The organism is Kordia sp. E (genome assembly GCF_056033805.1).
This window is the reverse complement of the sequence record NZ_JBRASR010000001.1, coordinates 582,081-597,810: the sequence shown is the minus strand read 5'-3', so window position 1 is coordinate 597,810 and position 15,730 is coordinate 582,081. Positions and strand designations below refer to the sequence as shown.

Here is a 15,730-nt window from a genome sequence, read left to right as displayed (position 1 = left end):
TTTTTAAATTGGGATATTTACAGATAGCACCGTTCCTTTATGAATTTCACTATTTAATTTCATTTGAGCTCCAATAATTTTGGCGCGTTCAAATAAAGTTTTTAATCCTAAACTCCTGGTTTTTTGTTTAGAAAGAGTATCAAACCCTTTTCCATTATCACTTACCGTAATATTGATATTGTTTGCCGTTTTCAGTACTTCCATTTTCACGGCTTTCGCATCAGAGTGTTTTACAATATTAGTCAATGTTTCTTGAATTATTCTATACAAATGTAACTCAGCTTCTTTAGAAAGGATATTATCTATACTATCAATTTCTTCTGTAAAAAACAAATCAGTATTTGCATTAATGTTATATATTAATAAATTAATAGCTTCTGTAAGTCCCAAACGTTCTAAGTTGGAAGGATGCAAACCACGTGAAATACTTCGGATTTCTTCTAATGTAGAATTCGCCAATTTTTCCATATTTATGTTGCCAGTATTTTTAGTTTGCTTAGAAAGCAACATCAATTTTTGTCCAATACTATCATGTAAATCTCTTGCCAAACGTGAGCGTTCTTTTTCTTGTTCATTAATCAGTTCTTGTGAGAATGATCGTTGCAGTTCTTGTTTCTTTTTTGCATATGTGTTGGAACGAAGTAAATAGAGAATAATAAATATTGCAAATAAACCAATTCCTCCAAATAACATCCATTGTTGATTGATTTTGTTTTTAGCATCTAACAAAGAAATTTCGGACTCTTGTTCTGCAATTTTAAAATCGCGCTTTTCGGTTTCGTATAAGGTTTGGTAATAGGAGAGTGTTTTTGATCGTTTCAAACTTAATATGGAATCATTAATTTTTGTAGCAGCTTTGTAATGATATAGTGCTTGTTTGGGATTATTCATGGCTTCATGAATCTTAGAAAGTAATTCATGAGCACCTGTGATGTATTGTACTGTGTTGTTTGAAATTTGAAAATTATAATGTTTTTCAGCATTATCCAGTGCCTTAGAGAATTCTTTTTTCGCTAAATAATAATACGCTAAACTTTTATGATGCGTATCTTCAAAAAAACCAGCGGTATTTCGTTCAGGATTTTGTTGTATTTCTTTGAGAATATCTGAAGCTTTATCAATACTATCTATTTTAGCATATTCTAACAATAATCTATTGAGTATTTGTGGTTCGTATCGATCTTTTACTTCTGAATTTCTAGCAAGTATGAGTGCTTGATTCAAGTTATTAATCATTGCTTCATGATCTTTTGTACTAGAATTATCAATTGAAGCATTCAAGAGCGCAGAGATCAATCCAGAATCATAGTGTACAGTTTTTGATAAAGAAATAACTTCATCACGCTCAGTTTTTGCTTCTACATAAAAACCATTCATACTATACAAATCGGCTCTGGAGCTTTTTGTATTTATCAAGCGAATAGTATCTTTAGTATTGATATAAATTCTTTCTACTTCTTTCAACATTCGAGAAGCACCTATCAAATTTCCCATGCGAGTATATGCGTCTGCAATATATTTTCTTGAAATCCCATACAATATAGAATCACCAGATTTGAGCGCATACGTAGAAGCCAAATCATATACTTCTATTGCCTTTTCAACTTCTTCCGAGAAATAATAACTATCGCCACCGTTTAAATAGAAACGCGCTAATAATTTATTGTCAATAACTGGGAGTTGTTTGTCATCAAATTCTTCAAAGAATTTTTTAGCCTCATTTGGTTTTCCTAACCTGTTGGTTAATGACCAAATAAGTCGTGCAGCTTGTCTGTTGGCTAAATTGAAGGAGTCTAATTCAATCGCATAAGCAACTGTTACTTTTACAATAGAATCGTATTTAAACTCAGCCTTATCTCTTGTTAGACTAGACAAACTATCTAGTAATTTAAGTTTGTGACTTCCATCAGATTTTTGAATTTGATTTTTTAAGCTTTTTACTTTTACAGCAAGCGAAGATTCTTGTGCATGCGTAAACAACACAAAAAATAAACAAAAACTCATAATGAGTAAATCAATTCTTCTTGTATTCATAATGGCTGACTAGTTATGTCTAAACGACGTTGTTAAAATACAAAAATTATATCTTATGTTGATTGTATTTTATTTGATTGCAATTTAGAAGTTAACCGACATCATATCAATACGTATCAACACGAATCTTATACGTACCAGTACGTATATATTGTGTTTTTAAGAATTTTTATCAGGAGACATTTAAAAGATATAAATGCTTCTCAAAAAACATACTAATATCCCTCAAATCCTCCACCAAAAAGTTCGAACTTTGAAGGTTCGGGGTCACAACAAGCAAGAAACCACGTCAATTTGACGTGGTTCTTTTATAAAAACGAAGAACTAGAGCGATAGCTCGTGGTTTCTTATTTGCAGTAGTGAACTGAAAAAGATCATGAAATAATCCCTTCGCGGTCACAAGAGCGGACAAATTAACATTTTTGTTTTTTTGAGTTGTGATTTTTTAACTCCAGTAGAAGCTCATAAAATGAAAGGATAATTAAAAAAACATTGGTAAATAAATTAGAAATTGTGGCACAAATAAGAACTCCAACTTAATCAAAACAGAATTTATACTGTAAGGAAAAATCAGTAATTCATTTTATAGTGTATGGTTTTTTCCTAAAAAATGTCTGCACATTATTGGTTAACTTTAAAATAAGTATACATTCTATATCTTTATTTTTGGCTGAAATCATTTTATATTTCAACTAGGGTTCTTAATACCGCTTATATGCTAAAATAAACCAACTATTACTTTGCATATTAAGAAATACTTTTTAATTGCATATTATTGCTATCAGTATTTTTAGTTCTTTTGCATATGAACTAAAATATTAAGGCTGACTCCCATGTAAGGTAAAAATGTTCATTCGAGCATGGGAGTATTTTTCCTGAATTCTTATTACTGCTCTCAATTGCCATAACATCATTTGAGAGCTTTTTCATTTTATTCACTTTTCGTTTTAGGATATCACTTATATAAAAAAATCTCCAAAACATTATTTTTGGAGACTTCATGAATAGTTGTTTCAATTATTGCTTCTATACCACTTATCTAATAAAATGAGCCGATTATTACTTTGCCTATTGAAGAATCATTTTTTATATATTAATATTACATAAGTAATTTATACTTTTTAATATAGATTAAGTTATTTGAGGCAAACTAAACTCTCATGTCAATAAAAACAATAATTCGGACATGAGAGTTTTTTATAGACCCATTTTTAGATTTAGTTTTATTAAAAAAATAGCCCTCATCTGAGGTGATGCACTTCAGAACTTTTTTATTACTCGTTTACTTTTATTTTGTTGAAAATTATTCAATGATAGCTTTGAAATAATAGATATTACTCTATTAAAAGAGTAACTGAAAATTACAAGGTAGATCGAATTTTAAAACATACTTTACCATTTATTATTAAGTAATTCCATTTATTACTTTTAGATTGTTTATCATTATTTCACATATTACTTTTATATTAATACTGATTATTTGTTCGGATATTCAATCAATATAAGCATGAGGATTTTTTTAGTTAATCTTAATAGAGTCTCTAATAAATTATTTAAGTATTTATTTAGTTGAACAAGTACTGTTTAGTTTTACGGGGGATAATTTGAGCAGTTACCCAAATTCCCTCTAAGTTATGATGCTAATTCATAATTTGGAGGGTTTTGTTTTAATGTTGAGACCGTAATTTTGATCTTGTATTATTTCTTTGAAATCAATCTCCTTAATTTATTATATGCTCTCTAGACTAATCCAAGATATAGTAATTTTAAAAATAATAATACTAGAATAAACGACATGTAGGTAGGTGAATTGTTGATTTATAGATTCTACTTTATTGGAATTTTAAGAATTACTTTAGTTCCCTGTACCTTACCATCATTCACAATATCAATGTATTTATAACCTAATTGTAATTGATTTAAGGAATTGCTAATTTCTATACGTTCATTCATAATTTTAGAAGCCCAAGAGTTATATACAATTTTTTGTGATTTCTTTCGTGCTACGGCAGCTTTTCTACCTATTCCATTATCAATAACCTCACCGATTAAATAATCTTCTTCCTTAGATATAATAATTTTCAATTCTCTATTATCATCCTTTGGTATCAGTCCATGGATAATTGCATTTTCTACTATAGGCTGAAAAAGCATGCTTGGTATTTTTATCACACCAGCATCTATATCTTCAGAGATATCAAACGTAATAGATAATTCATCATTCAATCTCATTTTTTCTAATTTTAGGTATGATGTTAAATAGGCTATTTCATCTATTAAATAGATATATTCCGAATTACTCATATCCAATGTAGCTCGCAATAGTTTTGAAAAACAATCAATATACTTATTCGCTTCGCGCTCACCTTCAAGGATCATAACACTTTGTATACCATTAAGGGCATTGAAAATAAAATGAGGATTCATTTGTGCTAGCAAAGCCTTCGACTCAAGTTTTTTTACTTTTAATTTATAACGTTCTTCCTTTTCTATTTTTTTTCTCAAGCTAGAAAGGCGTAGTTTTTGAATAAATAAAATAATACCTATTAAGATAATAGCAACAACTAATTTAAACCACCACGTTAACCACCAAGGAGGATTTATTGTAAAATTATATTTAAGAATTTCACTCACTCCTCCATTTTTACTTAACGCTCTTACTTTGAATGTGAAATCTCCATATGGAATATTTCTATAATCCGCTTCTGTTTTACTGCTAACAGAACTCCATTTTGAATCTAAACCACTCATCATATATTGGTAGTTAATCCCATTGGGAGAATTCCAATCAATCGCCGAAAATTGAAATGTTAGGTGGTTCATAGAATATGGAAGTTCCATAGATTGTGGATAATTATAAAAAGGAACAATAGAGTCAATGTTTTTTATCAATTTTTTATTAAAATCTATATGTTTTATATCTGTTGAATCATCAAGTCTTCGATAATTAATAAACTGATCGTTTATTTTTATATTATTGAGTTGAATTTTAGGAACTGAAGGCTCAAAATCATAATCATTCAGGTTTAAAGAATATATAGATTTACCCGAATAAAAATAGATAATATCGCTATTTTCACGATACACATTTCTAAGATGTAATGCAGTAATGTCTAGGAAGCCATTGTCTATATCAAATACTGTGTTTTTATACGAATTATCGGGCATTGGTACGAGACGATTAATACCGCGACCAGTAGCTACCCAAATAGTACCATTAATTTTCTCTAATTCATAAACTCTATTATCTGCAAGACCTTGACTTTTATCATATTGAATCATCCTCATAGACGTCAATGGTGAATTAGTTCCAATAGGTAACTTAAAAAATCCAATATTAGTAGCGACTAATAAATTATTATCCTGATCTAATAATACATCATCAACATAAAGTTCTACTGATGTCTTAATTTCATTAATCGTATCAGGAAATTTTTCATCGTACATAAACAAACCATAATTTGCACGCATCCATAGCCTTCCTGACGCATCTACAATAATATGCTGGACACTGCTAGTTTCAGGAAACCCTATGTCTTCATTAAGATGATTAATAATGCCGTTTTTATATTTAAAAAGACTGCTATTATTTGTACCCATCCAAATAGCTCCATTACGATCTTCACAGAAAGACAGAATCATGTCATCCTTATTATCAAGTTTATAATATTGTACCGTTTTTTGATCGTACATATAAAAGCCGCCAACGGCACCAATCCAAAGGTTATGATGGCTATCTTCAAAAACGGAAAGAAAACTTTCATTCTGCCTTAAGTTGTAACTATAATATGCATCATCAATTTGTTTATAAAGATTATTTATACCAGCTAACCAAATAGCTTCTTTAGAATCTTTATAAAGACTCGGCATGGAGAAATTTATAGTTTCAGGTGATTGGGGCAAAATTCGAAAAGACGCTAATTTTAATTTATTGATTCCGCCACCATAGGTTGGTATCCAGATATTTCCCTTAGAATCTTCCAAGATGTTTTTTCCAAGATCATTAGCACTAAGACCATCTTCAGTATTTATAGTAGTTATCATAGAGTCCTTAATCATTTGAACGCCTTTGTATGCCGAACTAATCCAAATCCTATTTTTAGAGTCTAGATTTAAAAATCTATCAGTGAAAAAAATCGTGGAATCTTTAATAACTAATAAGGAGTTTGATTTTTTATGGTATTTATAAATATCATAGCGGGAAGATATCCAAATATTTTTATCATCATCCTCTACGATACTATTAACTCTACCAATAGAGGGTAAGGTTGGATTCCAAAAAGAATGACCATTAAAAAAACTAATCCCTTTAGCAGTGCCTATCCATAAGTCATCTATATTAGTTATAAATAAAGTGCTGACTTCATTGCTGCTAAGACCATGATCTGTAGTGTATTGAGATACAATAGTCTCGGTATTATGAGTAATTGTATTGCTTTCTATTTTTATCAATCCATTTTTAGCAGTCCCTAACCATATATTACCTTTACTGTCTCCAGTTATATCTAGAATATCTGTGCTTAAAAGACCTTTGTTGTAAATACTAAAATGTGTTCCGTTAAAACGCACCAAACCACCTTTTGTACTTAACCATATAGTATCATTATGATCAATATAAAGATCTGAGATAATCCTATGGATAGAACTAAACTCAAAAACTGTATAATCGTATATGGAAACGCCATCGTATTTTAGAAGACTCCCTTCTAATGTTACATACCAAATATTACCTTTTGAGTCTTCAGAAATATTACTAATATAATTAAAGGGAAGGTTTTGTTCTATGTCTAAATATGTAAGATTGTACTTAGCATTCGATTTCGAACTAAATGGTAGCATTCTTTGTGGTTTGGGCTGTACAGCTTTTATATATTTTGGCGCATAAATGGTATCTTCTTTTTCTATGGTAAACCCTTGTTTTGGCAAAATAAATTGCAGAGGTAAATTAACTCCATTTTTATCAAATACGGTTTTTACAGCCAATGAAGAATCAATAGCAATGGGTGGTTTGAATTTTAAAACCTGAGTCGACGCTCTGGCATCATAAAGCAAGCTAGCTTTAAAAGGATATATTTTTGGTGTTATAGTTTTACCTCGTAGCGAATCTGTTTGTATAGGGTGTGTAGTAATAAGTATTCTTTTAGTAGTATCACTAGGATTTAAGATAGTAGTATTTACATCAATGTCTTCATGTGATAAGGTTTGGGTCTTATTACAAGAAAATGATAAAAGTATAATTAGAATATGAATAATGTTCTTAGAGGAATATTTCATGCAAATTATAATCAACATTAGGTTTTCTAACGAAATATACACTTTTTTTTATTAACGAATTCTCTATTAAAATCAGTAGTAAACAAAATACCACCTATTACATTTCCCATTAGTTCAGAAATAATAATTATTGCATTGCATTTTACGCTATAGCGCTGCTTATTTTTTCATTTAACATGTAAGTTATAGGTTTTCAGCGAGTTAGAGTTGTTCTTGTCAGAATACTATAATTGATTTTCATGTAACTAAAACCTATACTTGACTCATTAATAAAATCAAATAACCAATTATTACATAGCCTTTTTTTTCAAATTTGGATAGCCTTTAATTTGCTCATTAAAATAATTAAAAATATATTTTATATGAGAATAAAAATTACTTTATTAATTTGCTTTGTAACGTTATTTTCTTTTGCAACAAATGTTGACAAAAACGTAGACAAAGAGAAAAAAGCAACAGAAACAGAAAGCGTTGCTTATTTTGCACCCAACACACCTGCAGCCCTATCAGTTGAGGAGGTTACTGAATGTGCAGTTCAACTTCGAGTTACAGTTGCTAATACTGGAGATCTTCCAGACATTGTTAGGTTAATAGTTGTACTTGATGGAGATGATGTGAACGTTCTTGCAAATAGAGTAGCCGAATATACAGATAACGTTACTAGTTTAGGTGAAGTTCTTCTTTCTAGTTCAGGTAATTTATTAAATGGTAATAATACTGCTTATGATGCCTATGCACGTGCAGAGGATGGTGCTGGTAATTCTACATTTATAGGACCAATATCATTTATGACATTGGTAGGTACAGATTTTGATGGTGATGGTTTTACTGACTGCACGGATCCAGATGATGATAATGATGGTATCACAGATGCTGACGAAATAAATTGTGGTTCAAATCCATTCAATGCAGCAAGTATACCTGTAGATACAGATATGGATGGTTCATGTAATGGTGTAGATCTTGATGATGATGGTGATGGTTTCACAGATTTAGATGAAACAGATTGTGGTTCAGATCCTTTAAATGCAGCAGATATGCCAGTAGATTTTGATATGGATGGTATATGTAATGGTCTAGATCTTGATGATGATGGTGACGGACAAGCAGATTTAGATGAAACAGATTGTGGTTCAGATCCATTCGATGCATCAAGTACATCTCTAGATACTGATGGGGATAATATTCCTGATTGTGTTGATCTTGATGATGATGGTGATAGTTTTACAGATAATGTGGAAGGGATTTGTGAGTCAGATCCATTAGATCCATTATCTATACCAACAGATATGGATATGGATGGTTTATGTAATGGTCAAGATGATGATGATGATGGTGATGGTTTCACAGATGTTGAGGAAGCCGCTTGTGGTTCAGATCCTTTAAATGCATCAGAAACCTGTGCTACATTAGGGGTTAATGATAATTTGAGATTAGAAAATGTAATCTCAATGTATCCTAACCCAGCGAGTAGCACTGTTTATATAGAATTAGGAGATATAGAGTTAAAGGCAATAACAGTTTTCTCAATTATAGGTAAAAAAGTTATGGAAACTAGTAAGTCAACTTTAGATGTTTCTAATCTTAACACTGGTCTTTATCTTGTTAAAATAGAAAGTCATAAAGGTTCAATAACCAAAAGACTTATCATAGAGGAATAATAACTCTTTTTAGTAACGATAAATGAATAATTAGTTTATTTAACTTTTTTTTTAAAAAGTCACTCTTAGTAAAAGAGTGGCTTTTTTATTAAACACACAATATCTAATAAAACAATAATTGGAATGTAATAGATATAATTACTGCTCAGTTATTACTAGTCAGACAGTTTTTTATTTTCAACTTAAAAAAAGGTTGAACATTAGATTAAGAATTAATACATCTAATTTTGAAGCCCCAATACATTAATACGCTTTCCTTTTTATTTCTAACCTAATATAGGTACTCCATTTATTTTACTATCTCAGCAATTGTTACACAGGCATTTTATAAATAAAATTCAAATATACTCTCTTGTTATTATATGCATTAGAATCAAGGTTGCTGAGAACTTCAAAATGCAAATAATGATATAGTTGATAAAAATTCTTTTCATCAACTATAAATTCTTTTTTATCGACGAATTTTGTTTTTTACTTAATATTTAGTATGTTAAAATTTTTTTGTAATAAATTTGACTTAATTCAATTGTGTCATGACCCAGATTAATACAGTTTTAATTGATGATGAAATTAAAAACATTAAAATACTTGAACATTTTTTAATTACTTATTGTCCTCAAGTAAATATTATTGGAAAAGCTGGCAAAATAAATGAAGCTGTCGCTTTAATAAATACAAGTAAACCAGACCTTATATTACTTGATATCATGTTGAATGATGGTACAGGATTTGATATCTTAGACAAAATGGCCCATAAAACAACAAAAGTAGTGTTCATAACTTCATATAGCGAGTATGCAATAAAAGCTTTCAAATATTGTGCTGTTGATTATATATTGAAACCTATCATTATTGAAGAACTCATAGTTTCAATAAATAGAATTTATACAGATGTAATAAGCGATAAGTTTACATCACAGAATCAATTAAGTCAACTTTCAAATACATTTTTAAAGAATGAACCGCTAGATTTTATAGCTGTTTCTTCAATGGAAAAGATTGAGTTTATAAAGTTGGATGACATTATTTATTTGAAATCAGATGGAAGGTACACTTATTTTTATCTAACTGATAATAGTAGGATTTTGGTTCCCAGAAGCTTAGGTGAATATGAATCAATTGTTGATCCAGCTATTTTCTTTAGAATTCACAATAGTTATATTATCAATTTAAAACACTTAAAAGAGATTAATAAAGTAGATGGTAGCTATTGTAAAATGATTAATAATATACAAATTCCAATTGCCAGAAGGAAATTAAAATCCTTTCGTGAATTTTTAAAATTAATATAATTTCAATTTTAAGTCTACCTAAGTATTATTGATAAATCAAGTCTGTGATTACTTTAGACAGAGCATTTTCCTGTTACTGAGCAAATACAAATAATATACAATCAATTGATAGGCTCAATGGTTTTTTGTATGATGAAATATGGCGAAAGAATATCAGTTTCGAGATGTGTTTTTTATAAAATACATTGAAAAAAAATAGTTAAAAACCAAAATCATTGATTTTTGTAATACTCTTCTAAATAATTCTTAATTTCTTTCTTAAAAACTTTTTTCGGATATCAATATTGATGCATTCAATGTTTTATATAACCATATATATGTTAGAAAGACCATCCATTACTTGTCATGGGTTGAATCTATACTTCATTCATAAATTTTATACCTTGTGAATACAAACTTAAGATGATTTATATACAAATAATTTGTAAAATTAAACAGCTTTTTAAATTGTAGGCAATATGCATTTATCATTTCAAAATGAGGAGGTGATGTATTTGAAACTCTTTGCTCTAGGTAAAGATGATTTTGAAATTGGGGCTTTTTTGGGAATAAGGCAAAAGCGTCTTAGCAAAATGAAGCAGAAATTGGTTGAAAAATTCAACACAAATTGCTTTATAGAGATTATTATAATTTGTGTAGAATACGGATACTTAGAAAATATTGATTTTTTAGATAATACTACTAAAAAAGGATGCTTGGATTATATAGAAGAAAATCCATTGGATAACTTAGAAGAAATAGATACGTATATACTTAAATGCTATAAAAGATTAACTAAATATCACAGCCAATTATATTTAAAAAAGAGCCTTAAAGAAAGACTATCTAAAGATGAGATTTTATTTTTGACTTATAAATATGATAGATTAAAAAGAGAAGAAATACAAAATCTATTGGATATAACCAAAGACAGGTATGAATTAATAGAAACATGTGTATTTCTCAAACTTAGAGCACCAAATTGGTTCTATGCCTTTAAAAAAGCGTATTTATTTGGAATTATAAATAAAAATAGAGCTGCTGAAGTAAATTTTATTAAAAGATTAATAGAACAAGATTTCAAACCTGAAAAATTTAACAATGAATTGTTCAACAAGGCAGCAATATATCAGGGAATGATTAACTTTTTTTCTCAGCTCGAATTCCTAACACTTTGGAAGTTGAATTACAAAACTCATATCTAATGTAATATGCCCATTCACAAATAAGTCAATCTCCCGCAAATCCTCTACCAAAAAGTTTGAACTTTGAAGGTTCGGGGTCACGAATAAAATCCCTTCGCGATCACTACAGAAATTTCTTTTTGTAGAGCTTTTAGTTGTTTGTATTTTCAAGATATGAACAATAAAGTAGTCTAGAAGTCGAATCATCAGTCTCAATTAAGTTTCTTTCTTGTTATGATAAATTAATTGCATCAAATCATCCATAAGAATCATTGAAGGTTTTAGTATGTGCGTCCTGAGTAATTTAGATTCTTCTTTTAAACCATCTTAATAGTATCAAAAAAAACAGAATATTTTCAACTTAGAAATTAATTTGATATACTTACGTTTTGTAACTCTTTAATTATTCGATGAAAAAAACAATTGGACTCCTATTATTAATCATTTCTAACACACTTGTTTTAGGACAAACAAAAAACTCTTTTATAAAGAGTAGTGTAAAACACACGTTAGAAGATGGTTATAAAATTAACGATCCTATATATGTTACTTACGACGATTTTGGTTGGTTATGGATTGCTGGTAGAAGTGCTCAGAAAAATCAATTTACATTAGAAAATAACGAGTATATCATTCAGCGGTTTGATGGTGTCAACTTCTATGATGTAGCATTACCAAAGTTTGAACATAAAGTTTCTAAATTATGGATGCTAGATTATAACAACACTAAGCAAGTATACATACATATTCAATATACAAACAATACTATTGAGTTGTTTAAAATAAATACTTCTTCTCTAAAATTCACTAAAGTTAAAGCATACAATTCATTTTCGGAGCATAGAAAATATGGTCACTTCGTTTTAAATAATACTCTTTTTTTCATCTTTGGAAAAGAGAGAGAAATGCAATTATATAAACTAGAAGACGACAATTTTGTTCATACAGATACAGGAAAAATTGATGGTGATAATTTTCACATAGACCCTTATTTTTCACCTTATAAAGGTAATTTTACTACTATAAATTTTCCTCCTGTAACATCATTTTTAATCAATAAGAAAGGAAAGATTGTAAAAAAGATCACAGAAAGTGATTATGTAACAAATAATTCTAAAAACGAAAAACTTTTTTTACATCATTTATTTTTAAATAATGATACCTTATTTTTTAAAAACTCAAATAATGATATCTATAAGTTACATACGCAAAGATTAAAATTTGAGAAAGCAAAACCGCTAAAATTTCTTACTGATAGTAAAGGAAGTTTTGTGTTTTATTTACATAAAAACGACAAGCTTATATATATAGAGAAGAGTCAATCGTCTTACAATGTTAAGTATGTTGACTTAAAAGAAAAACCTCAGTTAATAGGAGAAGCTGAAGTTCCGCATTTAAGTAGCCTAACCTCAAAGAATCTTGACAAAGAACTATTGCTTTTCTATCAAAATACATTAGAATACATTCAATTAAATCAATCGACTATTGAAACCTATTTTAAAGATGAAAGTATTCGTACCGTAAAGGAAATAGCTGACAATGAATATATTGTTAGCACTGATGTGAAAGGTTTTTTAAAACTCAATACTTTTGAGAATACACAAGAAAAAATACAAATTACTTATAATAACGAAGAGTTTCCAATGGAATTTCCCAGAGATATCTTCACTGTTAACGATGATTATATTTTCAACAATCATTTTAATCTTTTTAAAGTAGATAAAAACTATAAAGTCGTAGAAAAGTATCCTTTTGATAAATTGAGTGAAGAAGTTATAAAAATAGGCGACACCATTTTTAAAGGAAGCCTTAGAACTGAAGGATTGTATAAGTTTAGTTTACAAAGTAAGCAACATTACAAAGTAGATGATGTTACAGATTTTATTAGAGAATTTGCTACCGATTCGCAACGACTATATGCAGTTACTATCAACCAAGGTTTATTAGAATATTATAAAGGAAAAACAAGCTTTTACATTCCAGAAAATGAAGATCCAACAAACTTATTAGCCATTAATTTTGACACGAACTATGGTGTATTAGTGACTACAAAACATGGGAAAGTGTATAATTTTGACACAGAAAACAAACATTTTAAGCACTTCTATGATGATTCCTTAAAATCTTCAATTGTTGGTGTTGTTTCGGATACTACTAAAGTCGTTTGGATGAATACATATGCAGGTATTGTAGCGTATGATCCTATTACTAAGTTTGAAAAAAGATATACTAAAAAAGATGGTGTTTATGAATTGGAAGGAAACCGATACAGTACTTCTATCGATTCAAAAGGCAATATTTTTATGGGAACTTTAAATGGATTAAATTATTTTAATCCGTATGAATTAAAAAAGTCTAGTACTACTATTGATAGCATACAACTACACTTTGGTTCGCTTTCGTTCTTTGATATCGAGAAAGATCAATGGGAAACCAAAACGAAACCTGCGTACCTGAATTCACTCACAAAAATCACATTACCACCATATAATAGACGATTCAATGTAAAAGTAGCTGTGGCAAATGTTATTAATCATACAAATTTTAATTATAGATATAGACTTATTAATGATTCAGAAGAAGAATTACCTGCATGGAATAAGCTAAAAATCGAAAACGAAATTCAATTTCCTAGTTTATCTTCAGGGAATTATATACTTCAAGTAGAAATTTTAAATTCAATTGATGAGAAGCTAGGAGAAACACTGGAGTTACAAGTAACATCTCAACAAATATTCTATAAGACTTGGTGGTTTATGATCCTATCTTTTTTGAGTATCATTACTTTTTTCTCTTATCTGTTTTATCAATTTAAATCTAGGCAACGATTAATTACTCAAAATCAAATTGCTATTAAAGAATCAAAGGTTAAGGAAGCGATGATGTTAGAAATTCATCATCGAATCAAAAATAACTTGCAAGTGATTTCTGGCTTGCTGAGTCTACAAGCTTTTAATAGTGACAACCAAGAGCTCAAAGATAAATTAAAAGACAGCCAAAGTAGAATAGATTCTATTGCAGGAATTCATAATATACTATACAGTTCCGATAATTATGATGCTGTTTTTCTAAAAGACCATTTCAATAAAATTATTAGTTATCACAAAACACTTTTTCCAATTTCAGTAAAGTATCATTTAGACATTGCTTCAGTACATTTGCAGATGGACAAAGCTATTCCGCTTGCATTAATCCTAAATGAATTAATCAATAACTCCTATAAACACGCTTTTACAAATACTAATGCGCCAGAAATACGAATAGCTTTTACAACACAAAATGAATATTATATTTTTGACTACAAAGACAATGGTCGCTTTGATAAAGAGCTAAAAAAAGGCACTTCTATGGGAATGAAAATTATAGGAATGATGTGCAAACAATTAAAAGAGAAAGAAGAAATAAAAGAAAGTACTAGTTTTAATTATAGTGTGAAGTTTCCAAAAGTATAAAAGTCTATTTCACGACAAAAAGTATCTATTCACGACAAATTTTCAATAAATTGAATTAAAAGTTATACTTTTTACCTCTTTAAATACATTACATGTCCTTAAGAGTTTACATATTAGAAGATGAAATTATAACACAAGAAGTTTTAAAAGAAACGCTTGAAATATTAGGTTGTTTTGTTTGTGGTATGGAAACGCATGCAGAAAAAGCGTTGCAAGAAATACAACAGTTGGATTTAGATCTTGTAATGTTAGACATCAATGTAGACGGAGATAAAACAGGTATTTGGCTAGGAAATCAATTGGACATTCCTATTATATATTTAACCGCCTTTTCTGATCTGGAAAACATACGAAATGCTGTAAAAACAGATCCAATTAGCTATTTACAAAAACCATTTAAAGAAAGTGATTTATTGGTCGCTGTAGAATTGGTAAAAAATAAGCTAAAAGCTAAAAAACAACTGACGATAAAAGAAAATAACTTAACTGTTAGCATCAACATAGATGATATCCTTTTTGCAAAGAAAGAAGATCATTATATTATCATTCATTTACAAGATTCTAAAAAAATAATACGTGCAACCATTAATGAGTTTCTAGAAAAAGTAACTGACGATTTTGTACAGGTGCATCGCTCCTATGTGATCAACAAGAATTATGCGACGGCACATTCAAAAAAGATGGTGAAAATAAATGATACAGAAATTCCAATTTCTAATTCATTTTCAAAAGCTGTGCAAGAAGTTTTAGGTTAATTCTACTTACAATCACATCATAAACTTTTCAATTCACGACAAAAACAACTTCATTCACGACATTTTTTTTCATTAGCTAATGCTACGGTATACTTTGCT

The 15,730-nt window shown here is 29.1% G+C and carries 7 protein-coding genes; 5 read left to right on the top strand and 2 right to left on the bottom strand.

Translation table 11 applies throughout. The features are described from left to right. Positions 1-3: 3 nt before the first annotated feature. Entirely contained in the window at positions 4-2,034 is a 2,031-nt protein-coding gene (locus ACUUYC_RS02675; protein ID WP_474263542.1) for a histidine kinase, read from the bottom strand. Positions 2,035-3,861: 1,827 nt separating this feature from the next. Beyond that, positions 3,862-7,308 (bottom strand): sensor histidine kinase, encoded by a 3,447-nt coding sequence (locus tag ACUUYC_RS02670; protein WP_474263540.1) that lies wholly within the window; start codon positions 7,306-7,308, stop codon positions 3,862-3,864. Positions 7,309-7,670: 362 nt separating this feature from the next. Between ACUUYC_RS02670 and ACUUYC_RS02665 the strand changes: the two genes are divergently transcribed. The 5 genes from ACUUYC_RS02665 (at position 7,671) to ACUUYC_RS02645 (ending at position 15,631) form a co-directional block, all read left to right on the top strand. Then, positions 7,671-8,969, top strand: a complete 1,299-nt coding sequence (locus ACUUYC_RS02665) for a T9SS type A sorting domain-containing protein (RefSeq protein WP_474263537.1) — start codon at positions 7,671-7,673, stop codon at positions 8,967-8,969. A gap of 533 nt (positions 8,970-9,502) precedes the next feature. Then, positions 9,503-10,261: a LytR/AlgR family response regulator transcription factor gene (locus tag ACUUYC_RS02660; protein ID WP_474263535.1), complete on the top strand. Its 759-nt coding sequence runs from the start codon at positions 9,503-9,505 to the stop codon at positions 10,259-10,261. A 458-nt stretch (positions 10,262-10,719) separates the two neighbouring features. Next, the gene (locus ACUUYC_RS02655) at positions 10,720-11,445 is read left to right on the top strand and encodes a hypothetical protein (protein WP_474263533.1); all 726 of its coding nucleotides are present in this window, start codon (positions 10,720-10,722) and stop codon (positions 11,443-11,445) included. A gap of 389 nt (positions 11,446-11,834) precedes the next feature. Beyond that, positions 11,835-14,876: a histidine kinase dimerization/phosphoacceptor domain -containing protein gene (locus ACUUYC_RS02650; protein WP_474263531.1), complete on the top strand. Its 3,042-nt coding sequence runs from the start codon at positions 11,835-11,837 to the stop codon at positions 14,874-14,876. 92 nt (positions 14,877-14,968) lie between these two features. Beyond that, a complete protein-coding gene (locus ACUUYC_RS02645) occupies positions 14,969-15,631 on the top strand; it encodes a LytR/AlgR family response regulator transcription factor (RefSeq protein ID WP_474263529.1) in 663 nt (220 codons plus the stop codon). Positions 15,632-15,730 lie beyond the last annotated feature (99 nt).

Excerpts from the sequence above, each read along its gene's own strand:
- ACUUYC_RS02665 (WP_474263537.1), top strand. The coding sequence starts at position 7,671 with ATGAGAATAAAAATTACTTTATTAATTTGCTTTGTAACGTTATTTTCT.
- ACUUYC_RS02660 (WP_474263535.1), top strand. The coding sequence starts at position 9,503 with ATGACCCAGATTAATACAGTTTTAATTGATGATGAAATTAAAAACATT.
- ACUUYC_RS02675 (WP_474263542.1), bottom strand. The coding sequence starts at position 2,034 with ATGAATACAAGAAGAATTGATTTACTCATTATGAGTTTTTGTTTATTT.
- ACUUYC_RS02655 (WP_474263533.1), top strand. The coding sequence starts at position 10,720 with ATGCATTTATCATTTCAAAATGAGGAGGTGATGTATTTGAAACTCTTT.
- ACUUYC_RS02650 (WP_474263531.1), top strand. The coding sequence starts at position 11,835 with ATGAAAAAAACAATTGGACTCCTATTATTAATCATTTCTAACACACTT.
- ACUUYC_RS02645 (WP_474263529.1), top strand. The coding sequence starts at position 14,969 with ATGTCCTTAAGAGTTTACATATTAGAAGATGAAATTATAACACAAGAA.
- ACUUYC_RS02670 (WP_474263540.1), bottom strand. The coding sequence starts at position 7,308 with ATGAAATATTCCTCTAAGAACATTATTCATATTCTAATTATACTTTTA.